This is a genomic window from Dictyobacter formicarum, from assembly GCF_016587435.1.
Map to the genome: position 1 here is coordinate 272,939 of NZ_BNJJ01000008.1, position 22,569 is coordinate 295,507.

The 22,569-nt window shown below is 48.0% G+C and carries 20 protein-coding genes; 12 read left to right on the forward strand and 8 right to left on the reverse strand.

The window, feature by feature from the left end:
- Positions 1-89: 89 nt before the first annotated feature.
- Entirely contained in the window at positions 90-1,367 is a 1,278-nt protein-coding gene (locus JMI88_RS16030) for a hypothetical protein (protein ID WP_201362935.1), read from the reverse strand.
- Positions 1,368-2,339: 972 nt separating this feature from the next.
- On the opposite strand from JMI88_RS16030, the gene JMI88_RS16035 reads away from it, so the two are divergent.
- On the forward strand, positions 2,340-2,783 hold the full coding sequence (locus JMI88_RS16035) for a pentapeptide repeat-containing protein (protein WP_201362936.1): 444 nt from the start codon (positions 2,340-2,342) through the stop codon (positions 2,781-2,783).
- A gap of 158 nt (positions 2,784-2,941) precedes the next feature.
- On the opposite strand, the gene JMI88_RS16040 is transcribed toward JMI88_RS16035, so the two are convergent.
- Positions 2,942-4,429: a hypothetical protein gene (locus tag JMI88_RS16040; RefSeq protein WP_201362937.1), complete on the reverse strand. Its 1,488-nt coding sequence runs from the start codon at positions 4,427-4,429 to the stop codon at positions 2,942-2,944.
- A gap of 336 nt (positions 4,430-4,765) precedes the next feature.
- On the opposite strand from JMI88_RS16040, the gene JMI88_RS16045 reads away from it, so the two are divergent.
- Together JMI88_RS16045 and JMI88_RS16050 are read left to right on the forward strand one after the other, a co-directional pair.
- Positions 4,766-5,644: a phosphotransferase family protein gene (locus tag JMI88_RS16045; protein ID WP_201362938.1), complete on the forward strand. Its 879-nt coding sequence runs from the start codon at positions 4,766-4,768 to the stop codon at positions 5,642-5,644.
- Positions 5,645-5,793: 149 nt separating this feature from the next.
- Positions 5,794-6,315, forward strand: coding sequence for a GNAT family N-acetyltransferase (locus JMI88_RS16050; protein ID WP_201362939.1), 522 nt, complete (start codon positions 5,794-5,796; stop codon positions 6,313-6,315).
- Between the two features lie 57 nt (positions 6,316-6,372).
- Here JMI88_RS16050 and JMI88_RS16055 read toward each other — a convergent pair whose 3' ends face one another.
- The gene (locus JMI88_RS16055) at positions 6,373-8,277 is read right to left on the reverse strand and encodes a bifunctional homocysteine S-methyltransferase/methylenetetrahydrofolate reductase (protein ID WP_201362940.1); all 1,905 of its coding nucleotides are present in this window, start codon (positions 8,275-8,277) and stop codon (positions 6,373-6,375) included.
- A 313-nt stretch (positions 8,278-8,590) separates the two neighbouring features.
- Positions 8,591-9,355, reverse strand: a complete 765-nt coding sequence (locus tag JMI88_RS16060; protein WP_201362941.1) for a 2-phosphosulfolactate phosphatase — start codon at positions 9,353-9,355, stop codon at positions 8,591-8,593.
- A 429-nt stretch (positions 9,356-9,784) separates the two neighbouring features.
- Here JMI88_RS16060 and JMI88_RS16065 point away from each other — a divergent pair, with 429 nt between their 5' ends.
- Positions 9,785-10,825: an ADP-ribosylglycohydrolase family protein gene (locus JMI88_RS16065; RefSeq protein ID WP_201362942.1), complete on the forward strand. Its 1,041-nt coding sequence runs from the start codon at positions 9,785-9,787 to the stop codon at positions 10,823-10,825.
- A gap of 75 nt (positions 10,826-10,900) precedes the next feature.
- On the opposite strand, the gene JMI88_RS16070 is transcribed toward JMI88_RS16065, so the two are convergent.
- Entirely contained in the window at positions 10,901-11,665 is a 765-nt protein-coding gene (locus JMI88_RS16070) for an SDR family oxidoreductase (RefSeq protein ID WP_201362943.1), read from the reverse strand.
- Between the two features lie 449 nt (positions 11,666-12,114).
- Between JMI88_RS16070 and JMI88_RS16075 the strand changes: the two genes are divergently transcribed.
- From JMI88_RS16075 to JMI88_RS16090, 4 genes are all read left to right on the forward strand, one after another.
- Positions 12,115-12,714, forward strand: coding sequence for a hypothetical protein (locus JMI88_RS16075; RefSeq protein WP_201362944.1), 600 nt, complete (start codon positions 12,115-12,117; stop codon positions 12,712-12,714).
- Positions 12,715-13,099: 385 nt separating this feature from the next.
- Positions 13,100-13,816 carry a histidine phosphatase family protein gene (locus JMI88_RS16080; protein ID WP_201362945.1) on the forward strand — a complete coding sequence of 239 codons (717 nt, stop codon included), beginning with the start codon at positions 13,100-13,102 and terminating at the stop codon, positions 13,814-13,816.
- A 73-nt stretch (positions 13,817-13,889) separates the two neighbouring features.
- Positions 13,890-14,927 carry an NAD(P)-dependent alcohol dehydrogenase gene (locus JMI88_RS16085; RefSeq protein ID WP_201362946.1) on the forward strand — a complete coding sequence of 346 codons (1,038 nt, stop codon included), beginning with the start codon at positions 13,890-13,892 and terminating at the stop codon, positions 14,925-14,927.
- 130 nt (positions 14,928-15,057) lie between these two features.
- Positions 15,058-16,728 (forward strand): CocE/NonD family hydrolase, encoded by a 1,671-nt coding sequence (locus JMI88_RS16090; RefSeq protein WP_201362947.1) that lies wholly within the window; start codon positions 15,058-15,060, stop codon positions 16,726-16,728.
- A gap of 95 nt (positions 16,729-16,823) precedes the next feature.
- Here JMI88_RS16090 and JMI88_RS16095 read toward each other — a convergent pair whose 3' ends face one another.
- Both JMI88_RS16095 and JMI88_RS16100 read right to left on the reverse strand, forming a co-directional pair.
- A complete protein-coding gene (locus JMI88_RS16095) occupies positions 16,824-18,527 on the reverse strand; it encodes a L,D-transpeptidase (protein WP_201362948.1) in 1,704 nt (567 codons plus the stop codon).
- Positions 18,528-18,735: 208 nt separating this feature from the next.
- A complete protein-coding gene (locus tag JMI88_RS16100; RefSeq protein ID WP_201362949.1) occupies positions 18,736-19,473 on the reverse strand; it encodes an SMI1/KNR4 family protein in 738 nt (245 codons plus the stop codon).
- Between the two features lie 384 nt (positions 19,474-19,857).
- On the opposite strand from JMI88_RS16100, the gene JMI88_RS16105 reads away from it, so the two are divergent.
- Positions 19,858-20,079 (forward strand): hypothetical protein, encoded by a 222-nt coding sequence (locus JMI88_RS16105; protein WP_201362950.1) that lies wholly within the window; start codon positions 19,858-19,860, stop codon positions 20,077-20,079.
- A 188-nt stretch (positions 20,080-20,267) separates the two neighbouring features.
- On the opposite strand, the gene JMI88_RS16110 is transcribed toward JMI88_RS16105, so the two are convergent.
- The gene (locus tag JMI88_RS16110) at positions 20,268-20,750 is read right to left on the reverse strand and encodes a hypothetical protein (RefSeq protein ID WP_201362951.1); all 483 of its coding nucleotides are present in this window, start codon (positions 20,748-20,750) and stop codon (positions 20,268-20,270) included.
- 278 nt (positions 20,751-21,028) lie between these two features.
- On the opposite strand from JMI88_RS16110, the gene JMI88_RS16115 reads away from it, so the two are divergent.
- The 3 genes from JMI88_RS16115 to JMI88_RS16125 are packed head-to-tail and all read left to right on the forward strand — an operon-like array spanning position 21,029 to position 22,372.
- The gene (locus JMI88_RS16115; RefSeq protein ID WP_201362952.1) at positions 21,029-21,751 is read left to right on the forward strand and encodes a zinc ribbon domain-containing protein; all 723 of its coding nucleotides are present in this window, start codon (positions 21,029-21,031) and stop codon (positions 21,749-21,751) included.
- Between the two features lie 54 nt (positions 21,752-21,805).
- Complete coding sequence (locus JMI88_RS16120) at positions 21,806-22,006, forward strand: hypothetical protein (protein WP_201362953.1); 201 nt, start codon at positions 21,806-21,808, stop codon at positions 22,004-22,006.
- A 51-nt stretch (positions 22,007-22,057) separates the two neighbouring features.
- Positions 22,058-22,372 (forward strand): hypothetical protein, encoded by a 315-nt coding sequence (locus JMI88_RS16125; protein WP_201362954.1) that lies wholly within the window; start codon positions 22,058-22,060, stop codon positions 22,370-22,372.
- The last annotated feature ends 197 nt before the right edge of the window (positions 22,373-22,569 follow it).

The following is a 22,569-nucleotide window of genomic DNA, read 5'->3' on the forward strand; positions in this document are numbered from 1 at the left end:
TCTATATTATACTTTTATAATCAAATCTAATAGGCATGAATACCCTTCCCTGTCTTTGAACAAAACATGAAAGGGATTTTCTTGTACTATCATTTATATTTACCAAACATTACCACTAGATTAAATATTGCTGTTAAGAGGCCAACTAATGGAGCAATCTGTGAAATAAGAAAAGTAATGAATACTCGCTGATCAAAAGGCCACCTGGTATAGCCCATTTTATCTGGGTCTTGCTCCTGTATTCTATCTAATGCATCTCTTGCCTCTTGAAGTTGACCAGGGTCGTCATGATAAAGTGCATTCCTTATGCGTTCTTCAAGCGCACTTCGGCGACATTCAAACATGGTTTCGTATTCTTCCCTTTTTTTCTTCATCATTTGGTGGACAGCACCCATGGGGACAAAGAATGCTGCATACGAGGAGAATATACCAAATAACAATGCTGTTGTAGCGCTAATGGCCCAGATACTGGAGTGAGGAAACTGAGTACGATACCAACAGTAGAAACCAAGAACCGTACTCGTAGCCATGATAAGAAGAGCTATTTTGAGTAGAAATGTACCCAGGAACTTGAAACCTCCGCACTTGTCAGAGTGTGCTGGCTGGATTTCCAGTGAAAATTCATGAGTGAACTTACGAATATATAAACCAGTGATGGTTATTGTCCAAATACAACTTACGCCTAGAGCAATAAATAATGAAGGATAAAAAACATCTTTGATAAGACGTCGGCATATTTCTAAAGGGACAGCGACTGAGCCCCATTGAAATATATCTTGTCTTAATACTGGTAGATAATCCAGAACAAAACCATACCAGCCAAAGATAATAATGCTGATTAAAAAAACTCCTGTAATCACTATTGCCTTGGAAACAATGCCCTCTACATATAAAAGAGCACTTTGGTAGTTGGTACGATACTTCTGATAATTACTACCTGGCAATTGCCGAGGAGCAGTGAATGTGTGATTATGCTCCAAACACCTGAAAAGATTGGGAATGTGCTGAGACCATGAATTGTAGGCGGCTAACAAGAGGAATAATCCAATGACAACAGCATGAAAACACCACTCTCGATCCACGTATAGAAATATAGTAGATTGAGCGTAAACACTGGACTCTTGAAAATGTTGGGTGCTCAGAAGCAACCATGCGTCCTTCTTACGTATTCCATAATCTATATCTTTTAAAAACGCAATAAGGTATTGTGCCACGTAAAGCGTGAGCAAAAAAATGTACCAGCGCTGCACACAAAATTTCTCGATTGAACAAGAGAATACAGTGAAAGATCTCCAAAAGTTCTCATCTGTAACATTCCTTATTCGGAATGGTTTTGCTTTCTTGTCATTTTGTACTGGCTGGTCCATACTGACCCCCTCTATGCTTGCTACTAAGCATTGCTCCTTTCCTTGATATAGCCACATTAATCCATAAGAATTGTACTTTAAGCTCAATGTGTTATATATTATTTGATTACATAGTTATTTAGCATAAAATTAGTTATACCTTCTTTCTCCTTGTTACTCTCTTTGTCTACCAGGATAAATGTACCATGTGTTTAAATATACAATAATCAATTATTATTTTAGTGCGCTTTTTTCTCGATTCGTATAATCATCAATATAAGCTCATATTTAAGACATTATTTTTTATATTTATATTATATATGAAAATGGAAGTCAATATGCGATAAAATATCTATAAACAGATGGTAAAAAATATCCTGCTGATGATACCGGGTTTGTAGTAAAACAAGCTCAATGAAGAGGCACACAAAGCTCCCTGCAAAATGCCGTGTGGAATGGGGGTGATCGGATGCTGCTCGCATTCAGTGTGACGAGTGAGCCATTATAGGAGGTGCGAGAGACCCGGTAGGACCACATCTTCCCAACCGGGCCTCGTTAGCGAGGAGAATCTACAAAAAAAGCGGTTTTAAGCGACGCCATGTTTCATGAGCACATGCACTTTGTACCGGTTAAAAGACCAGAATGACGCACCACATTGACATGAATAAGGATTAAGGATTTTGCGAATGATCAACGCCCAAAAACCTATTGCTGACAAGAGCTCGACAAGTTGCAGCCACTGATTTGCCGTCATCTTCTACACCTCCTGGTTGCTAGAACGTGCCATCGCTCCATAAGTATTTCTGTATCATTTAATGGATACTATTGTCAAGCAGGCAACCAGATGCCCATCTCCTGCCGAGGTAGGCAAAATTCTCAATGAGTCATAACCTCTCTGGGGCTTGACATTTTTCACATTTTGTAACTATTGTTCTATGTAACGCAGCGGGCTAAGAATACACATAGGCGAAAACCGGGTCAGGAGGCAAAGCGATGGATAAATTTGACTTGATAACCTTAATGCGGACAAGTCGGCCACGGCAATGGAATACGTGGCGCAGCGAACACACCGATGTTGGGTTAGATTTGTCGGGCCAGGATTTGAGTGGGGCTCATTTTGGTGAGTTTGACCTCTCGTATATCAATTTCAATGGCACTGATCTGTCCGGGGCTGATATCAACCATGGTAGCCTGAACAGTGCCCAACTGGTGGGCGCTAATTTACGCGGGGCTAACCTGGCTGGGGCTGATTTAGGTGGTACTGACTGTAGGAATGCCTGTTTAGCTGAATGTGATATGCGGGGAGCCGATCTCAGCCATACCAATCTGGAGGATGCTGATTTGAGTGATGCTGATTTAATGGGAGCCTACCTGGAGGAAACTAACATTAGCCCTGCCCAGCTGGCTAAGGCTCGTCCTCGTTTCGATAACCTGTAATTTGTAATGTACTTGCTTTCCGCCGGGACAAGTATTTTTCAATCCGTCCAATTCGTCGTGACACACATACAGCGTGCTTCTCTTAAAGAAGGGTGGCCGTGAACGGAAAGGTTCCACTATCACCCTTCTTCTACTTCTCATAGAAGCCTCTCATGTTTTTATTGACTGCTGGTGGGCTGCATACTTTTAAGATTTCCCGTATACTGGTCTGATTTCTTTTGTAACTGATTGACGACTAGATTAGGCGTCAGGCCAAAGGTGGCGGCCACCACAAAATTGCTGAGAATACTCTTGATACTATAGAGATCATCAAAGCTGATTACTTTGGCAACAATTAAAACACCAATGATGGCGGCTAAACCTGAGAGTAAGGGAACTACGATTAAGCGAGCGGTTCCCAGACCATAATCATCTATATCATTAGCTGTTTGCGATTCCTGGTACAGGCGACCAAAGAGCCCTACCAGAGCACCGATCAGGCCGATAACAATGATACCTATGAGGTGTTGGGGCTTTATATGAATAATAATAGCAACCTGTGTTGCTATATATGTGGTTAACCCTACGAGCATCATGGTACTCATGAGCCGGTTGCGCGTCGTAATTAAGCCGTTCCAATTATTCGTATTAAAGCTGTTAATCATTTCACGGATGAGCTGCAGTATGGCTCGTGCCTGGATTTGTTTGTTCTGTATGTTGTCTGTTGGTGGAATGCTATTGGATGGTTCTTGATCTTTATCGAGAAGAGGGGAAGGAGTAACAGGCTGCACGGGGAGCGCATTAGTCGATGGATGGGATGGTGTTGCTGGCGTTAATGTGTTACTGCCTATATCAGTGGTGCTGACAGATGAATTCAGGGCAGGGGTGAGATACGGGATAGTGCTCTCGGAGATTGCAGACAGCGCTATCCGCAATTTGTTTTCCCACTCATCGTTATTGGCAATATTGGATTGATTCAGGCGCATATTGTCATAGATAGCGTCCTGAAGAACTTTCTCAATGGGTTCAAGCGTAATCAACAATTCTTCAGCCTGGTTCATGAGGTTCCATAGCTTTATATAACCAGTGCCGATGATCCAGGTTGGAGTTTGTTCCATCAGTGCAGCGTAAATCGCATTCCGATAGGATAAGATTAATGTCTGCCGTCTAATAGCCTGATGATCATTGTCTCCTGTAGTTGGTGCTAAGGCCTTAGATGGCTGGTTGTTGATTGATAACGATGTGGCTGTACTTTGTTTGTTGCCGGGAACCTTTTTGAGCCGGTTTAGCAAGTTATATGTTTCCTGTTGCACTGTATCATCAGGAAAGGCTGTGGCAATATAATAATCCAGGTAGTTGAGGCGTTTACACAACGCGTTATAGCTGTTGGCATTGGCGAGATCAACCGCTGTAAAGCGTCGAAAGATGGATGCCAGTATGATCCATAATAAGCATGCGCCCAGGGTTCCAACGCCAAAAGGTAGAAATGTTTCTGACCAGGGAAGCACCTGTATCTGAGACCATGTGACGATAAAAATAATGGCACTTATCAGCGAAGCCGCGATAGGAATAATCGGCAAAAAGTATTGAAACGCTGCCGACCAGCTCGCAGTGTAAGGAGCGTTAATTGTCACTATTTCTAAAAAAATTTCATCTGTGCTCTCCATTATCTCCTCCTTTTAGATGCGTTTTTTTATGAAACGCGAGGAAGAATGGTAATTGGGGCATTAAAAGTACAGGCGGGCACATGCGCGCCCGGGACCTTTTTATATGTTGGTGCAGCATTCGCGCAAAAGCGCGAATGCTGCACCAACATATAAAAAGAACTTTTGAGCGCTGTAAGCGCGTAGTGTCATAGGTGCTGACGAGGATGTCGGGGACATCATCTCCTTGCCTCAGCTTGAAGGCGCGAAACGTCTGGCTTTCGGCCACACTCTTATATACAATATTTTATTATCAGTTAATTCTATCCAGAAAACAATAGAAATAGATTATGAGGTGCTATGGAAGTAAAGGACCAGTATCTACGGCATATCTGTCGCAGCTATCCTGAGTTATCTGTAGATAATATGAAGTTTGTGCAGCATGGACAGAATAATGATGTCCTCATTGTTAATGATGAATTTATTTTTCGTTTTCCAAAGTATCGCGCTGGTTTGCGGCAATTGGAGATCGAGGTAGCTCTCCTACGGTTTCTGCGGAATATTATCATGTTGCCAATACCGCAGATTCTGTTTGATAATCTCTCTGCCCAGACGATTGGCGAGGCGTTTGTCGGTTATCGTATGCTGGCCGGCCAACCATTCTGGCGCCAGACGTTCCTGGCGATTACGGATGAGGAGACATTGGACCGCCTGGCCCGGCAATTAGCCCTCTTCCTGCAGCAACTGCATTCTATCCCTGTGTCGACGTTACCGGCAGATGCCTTGCCACTCTTCAATACATATGCCGAGTGCCTGGATATATACACACGCATGCATGAACGCTGCTTCCCTTTTATGCGGGCTAAGGCCCGGAAGCAGGTGAGCGACCACTTTGAGCGCTTTCTGGCTGAGTCCGATAATTTTTCTTTCGCGCCAGTGCTCAAGCATGGCGACTTTGGGGATAGCAATATTTTATACTCCGCTGAGCAACGGTCGATCAGTGGCGTCATCGATTTTGGTGGCATGGGATTGGGCGATCCGGCCTATGATTTTGCTGGTTTGCTTAGCTGTTATGGGGAGCCTTTTGTGCGCCGCTGTATTACCGTATATCCTGAAGTAGCCCAATTTTGGGGACGCATCACCTTTTATCAGGGTACATTCGCGCTGCTCGAAGCATTGTTTGGTCTGGAAAACAACGATCAGCAGGCTTTCGAGAGCGGTATCGCCGCTTATCGATGATTTGATGCTGACAATCACTATAATTTGAAAGGCATTCACTTGCTATGACCGCTGCTCGCAATACGTTGGAGTTTGCCCGGACCGTATAGACATAATTGTTCAGGTGTTTTATGATAACCCCATCCATAGCTATAAAGGATGAGATAAGAATGATACGCGGCGAAAAAATTTGTTTGCGACCTTTGCGGCGCTCCGATCTGGATCTTCTGCACGAGCATGCCAACGATCCCGAGTTTGAGGGCGAGTATAATAACTTCGGCTTGAAGCGCGATCGGCACTTATTAGCAGCTTTTGAAGAGGATGGTTTGCTGAACTCACAGTTTGCCAACCTGGTTGTTACGACCCCAGATGATCAATTTTTGGGTATAGTAAGTTATCATCCAGCTCGTTATGGACCTGAAGCAAGTATTGCCTATAATATAGGTATCAGCCTGGCACCCGAGCAGCGAGGGAAAGGCTATGGGGGAGAGGCGCAAAAGTTGCTGGCCGACTATCTCTTCAAAACGTATCCGATCATGCGTGTCGAAGCCTCCACAGATGTAACCAATATCGCGGAGCAGCGTGCGTTGGCAGAGGCTGGCTTTACCCGTGAAGCCACAGTGCGCAAGGCACAATGGCGTGGGGGAGCGTGGCATGACTTGCTTATATATAGCAAGCTGCGCGGCGAATAGGCTTCTTGTGGTATACATAGAAATGCTCATTGCGCATTTCTATGTATACCACATTTTTTATGGCTTTGCGGTTCGCTGGCGGATGTAGGGGATGAGCTCGCCAATTAATTCAAAGCGGTCTAGCGGCATGATATAGGCACCCTGAACCAGGGGTCGTAGCTTATCGAACAGTTCTTTGATGATTTCCAGGCCGACGGCCCCACCAGCGTCGCCGGCCTGGCTCAGGCGATTGCGCACTTCCTCCGGAATGACGATTCCCGGCACCTCGTTGTGGAATTTTTCAGCCTGCTGATAGGAGTGCAGGGGCTGTAAACCTATCAGCAGCGGAATCGGAATTTCGCCGTATTGTTCTTTGTACTTGTTGATAAAGTGCAGGAAGGTGCCAGCGTCAAAGACTGGTTGCGTCATAATATATTGCGCCCCACTGGCGATTTTGCGTTGTAGACGCTCTAGCTCTAGATCCAGATCAGTGGCGGCCGGATTAGCGGCGCAGCCAATAAAGAAGGAAGAGGACGCTGCCAGCTTACGTCGATTGCCGTCGAGACCTTTATTTAAGTTGTTCAATATTGAGATGAGGCCGATGCTATCGACATCCCAGATGCCAGTGGAGTTGGGAAAATCGCCATGGCTGGGCGGATCGCCAGTGACGGCCAGGATATTGCGAATATCGGTGGCATGGGCGCCAATCACATCGCTCTGAACGGCCATCAAGTTGCGGTCACGCGGCGTAAAGTGGACGATGGTTTCGATCCCTGCGTTTTGCTGAATCAGGCGGGCGGCCGCTACATTATTCATCCTGACACGAGCCATCGCATTATCGGTGATATTAATGGTATCGGCTCCACTCTCACGGATAAATGTGGCGTTCTGCAGGAAGCGTGTGAATTTAACGCTTCTGGGTGGACTCATTTCAATGCTAATGACAAAGCAACCTTCCTGCAGGCGTGCCGCCAGCTGGGTGGTTGGTCCTTCTTCCGAGCCCTGGGCCGTATTTTCCTGCATGCGTTCACGCAGAGCTTCTAATGTGGTTGTGGTTGGCTGTGTTTCTGCTTCGGGCGCAATTGTTGGGGCCAGCTCACTCAATACCTCATGCATGGCGGCGATGTGCCTGGGAGTCGTGCCACAGCAGCCTCCGATCATGCGCACACCGATACCCAGGAAACGCCGTGTATACTCGGCAAAGTATTCGGGCGTGGCCACATAAATAAAGCGATTTCCCACCCTTCTGGGCAGGCCGGCGTTTGGTTGCACGGCCACAAAGAAATCATCTGTAATGTAGCTGCACATGTTCTTGGCCACATCGAACATACTGGCGGGACCCAGGGCGCAGTTGACGCCAAAGATATTAGCTCCCAGGTCGCGCAACGTGCGGGCCACCGTATGCGCATCTTCACCGCTGGTAATCATGCCATCTTCCCCAAACGTCATCAAGGCGACGACCGGCAGATCAGTAACGCTACGGACTGCCATCAGGGCCTCGCGCATCTCGGCCAGGTCCGACATTGTTTCGATAATCAGCAGATCCACACCGCTTTGTAGCAAGGCCGCGGTTTGCTCGGCAAAGGCAGCACGTGCATCCGCAGGCTGGATGTTGCCGATGGGGGCCAGGGGGCTACCCAGAGGACCAATATTTCCGGCCAGGAAAATTGGTTGTTCGCTCAATTCGCGCACTTCGCGAGCCACTTTGGCGCCAGCCCGGTTGATCTCGACGACCTGGCCCTCCAGGCCATATTCGGCAAGTCGGTAACGATTAGCCCCGAAGGTATTTGTTTCAATAATCTGGGCACCGGCGGTCACATAATCTAGATGAATAGACTTAATGAGCTCAGGATCGGTGAGATTCAGATGCTCAAAACACCGTTCATACGAAATTCCACGCGCATAGAGCTCTGTCCCCATTCCGCCATCACATAATAGTGGACCATTGCGTAATCGCTCTAGAAATGGATTGTTTCTTTGCATTGTTGATCTAACGCTTTCTTAGCAATGGAACATGTGCTGATATCCCAACATTTGGTTATCTGCCGCATCAGATTAATCTCAATATGTAAATAGGCAGGTGCGATCTTTTGCTGTTTACTGCTATTGAGTTTTATTGACAGCAGTATACCACATCTTTGTACAGAAATATGGTTGGTAGTGGTGAATCTCAGCGGTCCAGGCCACATTTTCCTTGTGGCTCCATCTTGTCGGTTGTTGTTTAGATCCTACACAATACATCTTTGTGGCCCTGGCCTGCTATGTGTAGGAAGCCTGCTGAATGCCTATAGGTCGCTTAAATTTCGACGAGTTGGGATGCCGGATGGACAAGCTGTAGGAGCCCTGTTTCGCTTTCAACGCCCGTCACCATAGGCACACAGGTGCTCTTGTTTCTGGCGAGGCAGTATTCCAGGTCTTTCTGCTGACCAGTGGCGAGAAGATCGAGAGAAGATTGTGCTTTTTCGAGCAGAATGGCGGGGGGATAGTTTTCGTACAAGGTAATCGCTCCCCAGGCGCTGTCATGGATTTGGATCTCGGGACACTGGCGTAGCAGTTCCTGTGCCAGGTAGCCTGCACAGGCGGCATCTTCCAGTGCAAAGTAGCCATATTCGGCGGCGCAGAGAATAACGATGTTGCTCTGGCGTTCCTGTGCCAGTTTGAGTGCCTTGCTTGTCACAGCGGTCCCATTATAAAAACAACCCGCCAGGCGGGTGCTTTTTTCAGGACAGGCAAAGAGGGCGCGTGTACCATTGCTGGTAGTGAGCACCAGTTCGAGATTGCTGAGGTTCATGGTTGCGAACTGGGCCGGCGAGTTTCCGCAGTCAAATCCAGGCGGGGTTTTCGTATGGCGCTCTCCACACAAGATACGTCCGGGAACTTTGCGGCCAGAGGACAATGCCTGCTCAAGGGTCTGGGCTGCCAGTACCTGCCTGGCACCTTGCTCAAACATAACAGTCATAGTAGTGGTTGCACGCATTACATCGATGATAATATAAATATCTTCTACAGACGGTTTAACAAAGCCAAGTTCGGCCGGATTAAAATAAATTCTGAGCTGCAAACGGGTTCTCCTCGTATACTTTTCCACATTACATAGGTGAGTCGCTCAAGGTGGGGTCAACCTCCATCTCTACTATACACGATTCTGAGCAGATTGCCATTACAGAAGTTGAGGATAAAACTCCTGCGAATTATGTATATAATGCCCACTGAACGTGTTGTTTTCCCATGGCCATCCCATCCCAGTGGCCATGGGAAGCAAAGCGCCCCCTTGCGGGCGTCCGCATGCGCGGCCGCACTGTTTTTTATTATGTGGTGTAGAATATGCGCGCCACGCACGCATATTCTACACCACATAATAAAAGTGTTTGAGCGCCGTAGGCGCGTAGTGTCAGGGGCCGAAGGCACGAAAAGCAGGGGAGTCAAAATATGATATAGTAAAACCATTCTATCATCTTTGCTATGCTAAATTCAGAGAGTATGTACATATATGCAAAATTCTATCGATAGAAGTCACCATACGCAACGCGCATCAGGTTGTCTCTTTGGGGCCGCTTATGGAGACGCTCTGGGTGCGGATACCGAGTTTCTTTCTGTTGACGAAATTCTCCACCGTTATCCTCCCACCGGACCTCGTGAGCTGGCGCAAAGCTCTCCAGTTCGTGTGACCGATGATACCCAGATGATGCTGGCGGTAGGAGAAGCCTTGCTGACGGCTGCACAACCTTATTCTATCAAGACGCTGGAAGATCCTTTGCGCGATGCTTTTGTAGCCTGGAATGAAAGCTCCGAGAATAATCGTGCTCCTGGCATGACTTGTATCCAGGCTTGCAATTATCTGGCCTGTGGCTTGCCGTGGTATAAGGCCACGATCAGCCAATCTAAAGGCTGCGGTGCCAATATGCGTGTGGCTCCGGTTGGCTTGCTGACTGCTGCCAATAGCGGAGTGACGGCCCAGGGTCGCGCCGCGATTGCGCAATTTCAAGCGGCGCTAACGCATGGCCATCCAACTGGCCTGGCGGCAGCCGATCTCACGGCTCGGGCGATTGCTGAACTGATCGCGGGTACCGATCCGTCCAGTTTGCCCGAGCGCTTGATTGACTATGCACATAGTCAGCGCTCCATCTATCACGCCGACTGGCTGGGTCCACTCTGGCGTCGGCCGGCCATTCAGTCACCTGAAAGCTTTATAGAACGCGGTTGGGATGAATGCCTGGTGGTCCTGGAGCGTCTGCGTCAGGCTGTGCAGACGCCGGATCGCGAAGGTGATCCTTGCCGGATTACCGGAGCTGGTTGGGTCGCTGAAGAAGCCCTGGTCACAGGGCTGTATTGTTTTTTGCTGTATCCTGAAGATCCTGTCTCAGCTATTCAGCGTGCCGCTGTCAGTTCTGGCGATTCCGACTCGATCGCCTGCCTGACGGGTGCGTTTGCGGGTGCGTATCTGGGCATGAGTGCCTGGCCAGCTGCGTGGCAGATGCGCATTGAATATCGCGAGCGGCTGGCTCGTCTGGGCGAAGCCTGGGATAGCTAGCTGTTTGTTATCTCGGGCTCACTTATTTTGCCGCAGCCTCTATCCGGCCAACGATCATTCGAGATCTGGTGACCCCTACATGCCGCCGCGTGAATGGATGACCTGACCGGTAATCCAGTTGGCATCAGGGCTGGTCAGGAACGAGATCAGCCGGGCGGCGTCTTCGGGTTGACCGACCCGCCCCTGTGGCGCTATTCGACTGAGCTGCTGCTTGATTTCTTCTGTCATCCAACCTGTATCGGTGGGACCAGGATCGATAGCGTTGACGGTAATGCGTTTAGGGGCCAGCGCCGCTGCCAGTGAAATGGTAAAGGCCTCAATGGCTCCTTTACTGGCTCCATATGCCAGCTCGTCGGGCATTGGTTGGGCTTGCCCCGAGATAAGATTTACAATATGACCATCCGACGTGCTCTGAAAGCGCCGGGCAAACTCGGCGCTGAGCAGGAGGGTGCCGCGAACATTGACCGCGTAATGGGCATCAAGAATGTCTGCATCCAGTGCCTCATAGCCATCACGAGCTGAATAAGCGGCGTTATTGACCAGTATGGTTGGAGAGCCCAGTTGCTCTTCAACAAAATCCATAATCTCTCTGGCCGCTTGCGGACGCGCCTGGTCGATCCCCAAACTCACACAGCGTACCCCGGTTTTCCAGATAGCCTTTTGCAGAGCCTGTGGCTCGTTTTCGGTTCCGTAGGTAGCGCGATCAAACGCTGTCCAATAGGTAAAAAAGATATCAATCCCTTCTGTTGCCAGTACTTTACAAATAGCGGCACCAATACCGCGTGCGCGGCTGGCACCCGTTACAATCGCAATGCGGCGGGGTTTACTATTCGGATCCATACGATTTCTCCTCGCTCAATGTATTGTTTACCCCACATACTGTAACGTATTACTCTGCTAGATGTATAGCTGGTACACACATAGCATCGTTCTTTCTATATTACCTTCACTGTGGCTCTAGTACCCAATCCCTGCACTTTTTGTTCTTCAATACAGGCAGATAATGCCAGGCTTCTCGAATATGATCAAATATATCTTCTTATTTCGGCTTCATATTTTGCCCAGATTTCGAACTTTAGCCGTGAGCATAGCCGCATTTCTGGCGTTAGTTGCATTATAAATATTATTATGCTCTAAAAATTGCAAAGAAACTTTATATTATATATAATGCCTTCTATTTATTTCGGTTATTATAATAAGGTTTGAGAGGAAATAATGATTTGAAACTTCAAATCATTACTCATTCACACGCACCCCTTGCGAGTTATCAGGTAAGAAAGGAAGTGCTTATGAAGAACAGTAAGACGGCTATGCTGAAATGTGGCGCGGGTATACTGGCATTGGCCTTTACTCTGTCGATCGCTATCCTGGGTAGCCAATCTGCTCTGGCTGCCACAGCATCCCCATCGTGTTCATCCGGCCACATGATTCAGGTTGCTCATAATATGGACCACTGTGGATCGCAGATGTCGTCTGGTATTCACTCAAACTACTATCCGTATCCTACTCCCTGGCCAACGACTTGGTGCCGCGGATTGTATGCACCAGGCTGGTGGTATGGTCCATATGGATATGTCTGGTGTGATGAATATCATATTCCAGGCTGGTGGGACTGGTATCACCATTACTGGCTGCCTCCATTCTATCATTATCATCCTCATCCTGAGGATCATGGTGGCCCCGGCGGCCCCGGTGGCCCAGTAGACCATGGTGGCCCTGGTGGCCCTGGTGTTCCAGGTGGTCCAGGAGATCATGGTGGCCCTGGTGGTACAGGTAGTGCAGGTGGTCCAGGTGGTCCGGGAGACCATGGTGGCCCTGGTGGTACAGGTAGTACAGGAGACCATAGTGCCCCCGGCATCCCTGGACATGGTGGCCCTGGTGGACATTAGAAATGCCTTGTAGTCAAGTGTTTTTCTGTTTAACTAATGTTTTCACCTCATAGTTAAACTTGTCTCTGATTGTACTATTATGAATAACGCGTTTGGAGTCTTGCTTCCTCTCCACCTGCTGGTATTGTGTTTAGCGGTTTTCTATCGTGAATAACCGCAGGTGATACGAGGCCCCCATACGCGTATAGCATATAAGCGGTTGCCGGTAATTCTTTGGTCAAAGAATTACCGGCAACCGCTATTTTTTTGTCGTATGGTATCGGACACGATATATCCTGTTGAAAACTCTTCACAAATGCGGTCATACTGTGGCGCCCCGATCTCATGGGTTATAGTAGAAGTGTGAGCGTATGTTTGCTACTTAATAATCATGATTGGAGAATTTATGACCACCAACCTATATTTAATTCGTCATGGTGAAGCGCTATCTGCTATCCAGGGCACAATTGGTAACAGCGAACTATCTCCACTAGGTATTGTTCAGGCGGAGCATTTGCGCGATCGTCTGGCCGCGACCCATGAAATTGAGGCAGATGTTTTAATGGCTAGCACTTTGCACCGTGCACGCCAGACGGCTCAAATTATTGCGCCTGCGCTGGATTTACCTTTGTTGTTGGATGAGGAAATAGAGGAGATGCGTCCGGGTGGCACCGATGGTATGTCGGTTGAAGAATATCGGACTACATTTGGGAGGGCCGATTTTAAGCAATATCCATTGACGCAGCCAGCTCCAGGTGGAGAGAATTGGGGGGAATTCCAACTGCGCGTAGGTATTGCTCTGGAGCGCATCATACGTACTTATGAGGATAAAACAATTGTGCTGGTGTGCCATGGCGGCATCATTGACAGCTCTTTTATTTATTTTTTTCAATTGAGCTCGTTAGCTGTTCCCCAGGCAGGTTTTAGAACTCGCAATACTTCAATTACCCACTGGCAAAAACGCGGACCCGAGCGGCGCTGGCGGCTGATTCGCTACAACGATGCTTTACATCTGCACGATATTGGTACGCCCGCACGTATTCCCTGGGATCAAATACGCGCTATTCCCGCCTCGGATGAGGAACGCCCTGGTGATCAAGTTCCTACAGAGGAACATCAGTAAATGTGTATGTATAATTTAAGTATCAAACAACTGGAAGCAACAGTTGATTCGTTGCAATAAAGAAAGGTGTGTTATGGTTGCTCTTGTTTTAGAGAAGGCTCATGAGTTGTCGTTGCGCGACATTGACTTGCCAACAAAGCTGGGTCCACAAGATGTGCGTATTGCTATTCACACGGTGGGTATTTGTGGGAGTGATGTGCACTATTATGAGCGTGGAGCAATTGGTCAGTTTGTAGTGCGAGCACCGATGGTGTTAGGCCACGAAGCGTCTGGAACGGTAGTCGAGTGTGGCAGTGAGGTCACCCATCTTAAAGAGGGCGACCGCGTCTGTATGGAACCGGGTATTCCTGATCCCAATAGCAAGGCCAGTCGGCTTGGCATCTATAATCTAGATCCGGCTGTACGTTTCTGGGCAACCCCGCCGGTCCATGGCTGCTTGACTCCATTTGTGGTGCACCCTGCGGCTTTTACCTTTAAGTTGCCTGATACAGTGAGTTTTGCTGAAGGTGCCATGGTTGAGCCGCTGGCGGTTGGCATGCATGCGGCGACCAAGGCCAGGATCAAGCCTGGGGATCTGGCGGTGGTTATGGGTGCGGGTCCGATTGGGATGGTTACAGCCCTGGCCGCGCTGGCTGGTGGTTGCAGCCAGGTCGTAATCACGGATGTGGTGCAGGAGAAGCTGGAATTGGCCCGGAAACTAGGACCCATTGTGCCAGTGAACGTGGCGCAGCAGAGTGTGGTTGAGGTTGTTCAACAGCTGACTGATGGCTGGGGTGCTGACATTGTGTTTGAGGCCAGCGGTAATGCCCGCTCAATGGCCAGCGTCTTTGAACCTCTGTGCCCCGCTGGTCGCGTTGTTTTTATCGGTATGGCAGGCGCTCCCGTGCCGCTTGATATTGTAGCGGCACAGGTAAAAGAGGCCAGCATCGAAACCGTCTTCCGCTATGCCCATGTCTATCCACGTGCTCTGGCTTTGCTTGGAAGCGGCCAGATCAATGTGAAGCCTTTAATCACCGATACTTTCTCTTTCCAGGAAAGTATTGAGGCTTTCCAGTATGCAACGCACATGAAACCAACCTCGGTAAAAGCGCAGATCGTATTGCCTGCCTGACATTGTGTCCGGGAGTGTAGCTAACTGGCTGTTTGCTACACTCCCACTTGAATACTCACTATTGTTTTTTATACCCATCTACTTTGTGATAGACTTTAATGTATATTAATCATGTAGGGAGAGCTTTCTGATGACTACAGCGTATCCTCGAGAATTGCAAATCCAGTTCGATCAACGTGTGCCAATGCGCGATGGGATTACTTTGTCTGCCGACATTTATATGCCTGTCGGTACACTGCAGAAGATTGGTCAGCGCCCGGTTATTTTGTCGCGCACTCCATATATGAAGGCTGAGATTAGCCTGGAGACAGCCAAGTATTTTGTGCGCAACGGTTACATTTTCGTGGCGATGGATGTTCGTGGCCGTGGCGATTCCGATGGTGATTTTGTGCCTTATTTTAATGAGGGACGGGATGGCTATGATGCTGTCGAGTGGTGTGCCAGCCAACCGTGGTCGGATGGTAATGTCGGAACAATTGGAGCCTCGTACGGCGGCCGTATTCAGTGGCTGACGGCGATTGAGCGTCCACCGCATCTTAAAGCGATGGTGGTACTGGTCCCGCCCTCTGATCCCTTTGTTGAAACCCCTACCGGGACTCAGAGCCCGATGCATTTGTGCTGGCTGCACCTGGTCAGCGGCCGTGCCCTCCAATCGATGGAACGGGTAGCGTGGGAGCAAGTCTATCAACATTTGCCACTGCTAACAATGGATGAGAGTGTTGGTCGTAGCATCCCTTCCTGGCGTACAGGAATGCAGCATACGCAACTGGATGACTATTGGGAACCATTATGCTATCAACAGAAATTTGAGCGAATAGATATGCCGGTGTTGCATATTTCTGGCTGGTATGATGATGAGCAGATTGGCACACCCCTGAATTATATCGGCATGACCACGCAAGGCGCCACCGCCGAAGCGCGCGCCAATCAGCGCCTGTTGATGGGTCCCTGGGGCCACAATGTTAATGCGGAGTCAAGAATCGGCGATGTTGATTTTGGTCCTCAAGCGATTATCGATTTGCGTGCAGAACAACTGCACTGGTATGATCGTTATCTCAAAGGTCTGCCCGCTAAATGGGAGGCTCCGGTACGTATTTTTGTGATGGGCAATAACGAGTGGCGCGATGAACAGGAATGGCCGCTGGCGCGCACACAGTGGACGCCCTATTACTTGCATAGCCAGGGGCGTGCTAATAGCCGTTTTGGCAATGGCTCACTATCTCCCTCCAAACCCGCAACCGAACCCGCAGATACCTACCTCTATGATCCCGCGAACGCTGTACCTTTTATTACCGAAGCAACCTCTTCTCAGATTGGTGGGCCCGACGATTATTCATCTTTGCAACGCCGGGATGATATGCTGGTGTATGTTAGTGAGCCGCTGCAAGAAGATGTTGAGGTGACTGGACCCATTAAGGTTGATCTCTATGCATCCTCATCCGCTCCGGATACCGATTTTATGGTCATGTTGATCGATGTCTGGCCCAATGGTTTCCGCCAGCGCCTCTGTGATAGTATGGTGCGAGCCCGTTTCCGCAATGGCATGGATAAGCCTGAGCTGATTAAGCCTGAAGAAATTTATCACTACTCGATTGATTGCTGGAACGTATCCCAGGTCTTTAAGGTTGGCCATCGTATCTGTGTCCAGGTGACTTCCAGCGCCTTTCCCAAATATGATCGCAACCAGAATACTGGAGCGCCTCTGGGCATGACCAGCGAGTTAGCCGTGGCTGAACAGCGCATCTATCATGACGCCGAGCATCCGTCAGCGGTTGTGCTGCCAATTATTCCGCATATGTAGGTCTGGCGCCTGCCGCAGCTCAAGTCCAGATGAATATGAAAAGGGAGAAACCCACATGGGCTTCTCCCTTTTCATGTATGTGTCGTGTTTAGCGACTAATAGACGATGGATGTAACGGTGTCTGCGCCATTGGGATCGGTTGGCGTAGTGAATTTCCACAACCAGGCCGCCTCGTCCAGCGACATGTTGATACAACCGTGGGTCCCTGAGTTGAAGGCTGCTGGTGCATAGTGTGGGAATTGTTTGCCTGGACCGTAATCGTCGGGAGCTCTCCACCAGCTATCGTGATAATAGTACTCGCCGGTATGATACATCATCGCGTAGTTGATTTTGGTATCGGGATAGTAGAAAGGCGAATTCTTATTTTGGTCAAACGCCTTAAAGGTCGCGGGCGACTGCCGATTCGTGACGGTCGTAACTCCAGGAGGGGATGGCTTGTCAGGCATGCCTGAAACTACCAGGGTGGAGTGAACAAGCTTCCCATCTTGATAGACGCGCAAGGCGCCGTTATACAACGATGTAACGATGACTTTGCCTTTTGTAGCATTGAAAGCTTTCATCAAAGCCAGGTCGCTCTGGTGAGGGACATTGTATGGCGTTGTATCAGCCGCATCTGTTTTCATACCATTAAAGAGGGTACGTTGATCCTTTGCTGCATCGATGATAGCTTGAAAATCATCGGCTGTTTGTGCATAAGAGAGTTGTGTATCAAGATCGTATACGGTTCCATTCCAGTAATCGTATGCTTGATCATAAGAATGACCGTCAAAATCATCGTGATACTGGTGAGCATGGCCCCAGTTTTTCGTGTCAGCCATAAGCAGGTTAACATCGTGGGTAGCCTGTAGCTGTAGCAAAGGTACCTGAATGTCCACCATATGTTGATTTAACTGGGCCGAGAATTTGACAAAGTTCCCACTATCCAACAGGGCTTTGTCGCTATCATACTGTTTCTGATACTGGTCCGCATTGCCACCGTAGCTCTTCACCTTATCGATGTCCGCCTGGAATTGCCCCAACTTGAATTGTCCCACATAAGGGACAGCCTGGGTTGAGATTGTATTGGCAGTTTGCGACTGCGCGTTAAGATTTTTGATGATCTGGCGAAAATCATCGGGTGTAGTGGCCTGGCGGAATTGCTTAATGTCCTCTGTTTCTTGCTGATCCAGCGCTGTGGTGTCCAGGTTTGAGCTTTTCAGAGCCTTGACGAGCGCCTGGAACGAGGTCAATTTGTCATTGGCGGTACCTAGCAATCGTAGTGCTTCCGTGGCCTTTTGCGACTTTTGACTGACCTGAATAAACTGTTTAGGCTGCTGGGCCTGATTCATTTCATTCTGAATCTGGGTAAGCGTGCCTGTAAAGTTCTGGGCCTCTACAAAACCCTGCGTTTGCCGCTGTGAAAGAATGGAGGAGAAGTCTTTTAAATCTACAGAAGCCTGGTGTCCATATTGCTGTGTTGTTTGATATTCGAGTCCTCGCACTTGTACTGTTAATAATTGATAATTTTTGTCCATATTTGAATAGTAATCAGTGGCAGGTTGATTGGAGAACAGTGTAACTGGTTCATTTGTGCTGCTGATTTTATGTTCTTGATTCAAAATGGGGCTAAGAAGAGTGTCTGGTACTCCGACGTTTTGAGCGTGAGCTATCGCTTTATCAAGCGCTGCCTTATCCGTTGATGCGTTTTTTTGTGCTTGTGGATTACCACAGGCACTCAGCATCATCAGAAGGAGTATGGCGACACTCATCAGCGACAGTACCTTATATGAGCGCTGTCGACTGGACTGGTAATGAACCATCGTAAGATATGCCTCCTGGACATAAGCTTAAAAGAAGAAAATAGAAATCGGTCATAAAGATAAATTTATATATATCTTTGTATTTATTATAATCGATTTCGATGACAAAAAGTTGCGCTGGTAGGACTAAAATGTCCAAAACAAGAATTAAATTAAATTGTATGCGCAGTTGTTGAGGCTACGGTTCCTCAACAACTGCGCATACAATTTATAGAAGCTCACCCCAGAAGGGAACACTTTTATATTCCTGGCGCCTTTTTTTACTGTAATGCTTACTCTCAACGCTGATGGTATGCAAATCGTGAGCATTAAGTTCTAATAGTTCCGCAAAATCTTTACAAAAGAAATGATAGAGATCAGGGGCATAGATAATAATATTTGAATTATGCCAGGACAAAACAGGATTGCCAGCGATACATGGTTCGGCCAGTAAGAAACGATGCCCATAGATAGGTATCAATCTAGGCGCCTGCGCAATCAATACTTCTATCTGTTGCTTCAGACCATACCTGGTGACCGGTTTGCGGCCCCATCCGGGCTTCCATACATTATTTTGTAGCACCTCATAGGTCAGATCATCGATCAATTGTTGATAGGCATTTTTTATGCTCTCTGCCTCCTGTTGCCAGTTCGGCAAGAGAGAGGAGTCGCAAGGAATAATCTTACGTGTGTCGCCGTCGTATGTCGCAATCGTAATGGGCCTATCGAGGCAGTGTAAAATTTTTAGGAACAGGCGGTAATCGGGTGGAAAGCGGAGGGACCACTGCTTCTCAATTGAGTCTATCTCCCCATCGTTTAATCCCAACCATTTTGTGCCTTTTTGCCAGATACAACTCATGCTATCTTGTGCCAGAAACTGTTCAAAGGTCAATGGTTGATAATCGCGCCATTTTGCTTCAGTTCGATCTCGAATCTGGGTGAGGAATAGCTCATCAAAGTGTGGCATAGATCGTTACCTCTACTAGCTTATATTGGGCTGTTTGCTGCGTATACAAGCCTAATATGCTTGGCCTTTCTTGTCAACAGCAATGTTACCAGCCTCCAGGAATTTGCGATACGTAAGCAAGAAATGCAGGCGCCCTGCAATTAAGTGTGAGGACGGCTAAGTCTTTCCCTAAAGTGTGGCAAGCATGGATTTGCACAAGAAGTGAGATATTTCACAAAAAGCGTGTGAAATATCTCACCGATCCTTTTTTCTAAATCGGCTATATTGATCCATGTAGGAGACGAATGCCAATCGGTGTTGGTTTTTACGAACAAGTAGTTAGATATTGGGATATGGGCATGTGCTTGTAAACGTTGCAAGCACATAAGGAAAGGAAATACTCACATGAAACTTTTAAACATTTTTCGTAACAACCAGCAGACGACTTCAATCTCACATGCTCCCGAAATGGATTTGGATGAGCAGGTGTTAGCTCAGGTGAATGGTGGTCATGGTGGTCATGATTGCTATCGTCGCCATGATTATGACGATTGTCATCGTCGCCATAATGAATGCTATCATGGTTACCATCATGATTATGGTTGCCATCGGTCTCACTGCCACTAATAACTGTTTCGCGCTGCATGTTTTGCCATTGCGCGGCATTTGTTGAGAGGGAAAGATGATCACAGTACTGCTGTAATCGCGCCCATGTCTTTCGCTTTCATTAAAAGCACTAAGACCCATTCGTTCAGGTGGCACTGAACAATGGGTCTTGGCAACATTGCTTTCTCATTATTTCTACTTACACTCGGCTACCTCGGTGGTTGCACCTGGGGATAAAGCGCCTGTGGTTGCTCATCGTAGGAATAGTACGAGGACAGATATTGATAATGCAGAGATGCACTCCCTTCCTCGGTGGGTGTTCTGGCTTGCGGGCTATAATACTCCTGGTAGGAGACATCTTGTTTTTGATCTGGCTGTGTCAGGCGCGGGCGATATGCGTTTATGATCTTTGTTAGCGTTGGTAAGAGTTTGTAAAGTCCCAGTCCAGGCAAAATCCAGAACCATTGGTGGGAGAGACATAATAGCGCCAGTAAGAAGATTCCGCAACTGTATTTTATATGTTTGCGACGCTCTTTAGGATGCGATATCACTACCGCTTTCAAGAGCAGTATGCCTGCCAGCAATAACAGGACCAGGGGCAGCCCTCGCGAGTAGAGCTGGGAGAGATGGAAACAGTTGCTATGAGGACTGCTTCGAGCAAGATTTTTGATAATGTGCTGCGATTGAGGCATAGTGTATCTCCTTAGGCATGTAATGATTCTGACTCTTTTAGCATACCGGGTCTATTGTTATGGCATATTTGATGTCGCCTTTCTTTTAATTGATGAGTTTATATATTGGTGGTGTCCCTGGTACTGTTATCCCTAATCGGCTATTGTCTTTAGATCTAACCTCGTGTTTAACGTCTTATACGTTAGCGCCTATTTCAGAGGGGTCAGGTAGCAGGGGTGGATTGATATTGTTGGGTTGGATTTTCATTCGACCATACATAATAGAGGAATACATAGTAATGAGTACACGCTTTTATCAATCTCCTGGCCTTGATATTGACCGTATGATTCGAGATTTTGAGCATATCTTCATGTCTCAGGGATATCAGGTGCAGCACTTTGGTAATCGAGGGCATATGGTGTTGCAGTTGCGCAAAGGTGGTGATTTGGAGGCTATCCTTGGTATGCAGGCGGCGCTAACGGTCATTTTACGCAGTGCTTCAGGTGGTGTGGTGGCCCTGGTGGGAGAGCATCGTTGGGAAGATAAGGCGGCAGCTGGTCTACTGGGCATGATTTTTTTCTGGCCTTTGCTGTTTACAACTGGCGCCGGTGTATTGCGCCAGGCCAGCCTTGAAGGGCAGCTGTTTGAGGCCCTGGACACGGTTGCTTTACAGCAGCGTCCCGATGTCTGGATGGGACCTGTGCCTCCACATGTGGAGGCGCAAATGCAACAGCAGCAGGGAACAGCGCCAGCAGGACCACCCCCATGGTCTCCTCCTTCGCCTCCTCCTTCGAATGCGGGCTCGCGCTCACAGGCAGAGCCACGTCCAGGAGGGGCTACCGCTAACGCATCAGCCCAAAGAAAGTGTAGCAACTGCCAGAAAATGAACGATGCTGACGATCTCTATTGTTCCTGGTGCGGCACAGCTTTGAAACCTCAAAAAGCCTATTGCCCACGCTGTAAAGCGGAACTAAAGCCTGGTGCGGCTTTTTGCGCTAAGTGCGGTACCTCTATTAAATAGGCCGCCAGCTAGCATCCATTGTTTTGTGCATAGTTGCTTACCCAGAAACCGTAATTGGCAGACCCGCTTCGCCGCCAGGTGCCTGAACAAACCTGTGTTGAAATGGATCTGCCAGTTACTATTTTGGCTGTTTGCAAAATGAACATAAAAATGAGAAACTATTTTGTAACGGTATCGCATAAGCAGGCACTTTTAACGATTGAAGCCTCACCTGCATTTGATCTGGCAGGAAATATGTCGTTTTCTATAGAGTAAGATGTCAATGTGATTCAAGCTGAATCCCGGTTTGGAAGGATAGTTGTTATTATGGATAAATGGATTTTATTGCTAGGTGGCTTTCTTGCTCTGTTGGTGATCATTGTGCTCATCAATTTTATCTACGGAATCTTTGGTGGGGGTCGGCGCCAGGGGCATAAACGGGGGCATGGCTATAATTATCATCAGAACAACAGAGGCCGTGACCGGGACGACGATAGAGACCGAGATCGGGATGATGATGGATATGATAGCTACGGGCGAGATCATGCGCGTGAACGGGAGCACGAACGTGAACGGCGACGCGACCACACGCGTAATCATCGTCATGCCAGCGCATCATCTCATCGCGAACATGCCCGCTAAATATTAGATACGATACGGCATGGGGAGCGAAATTAAATGATCCCGTTTTCCTCCCCTCTCCCTCCCCTTCTTTATTCCTCTGCTTAAAACACGCAAGGACTTTTATCCTATTAAGGCTCATTTTTCGCGTTTTTTCTTTGAGTTACCTTGGAATGATACGTATAATAAAAAGCATGAGGAGCTGCAGGATGGCGCTT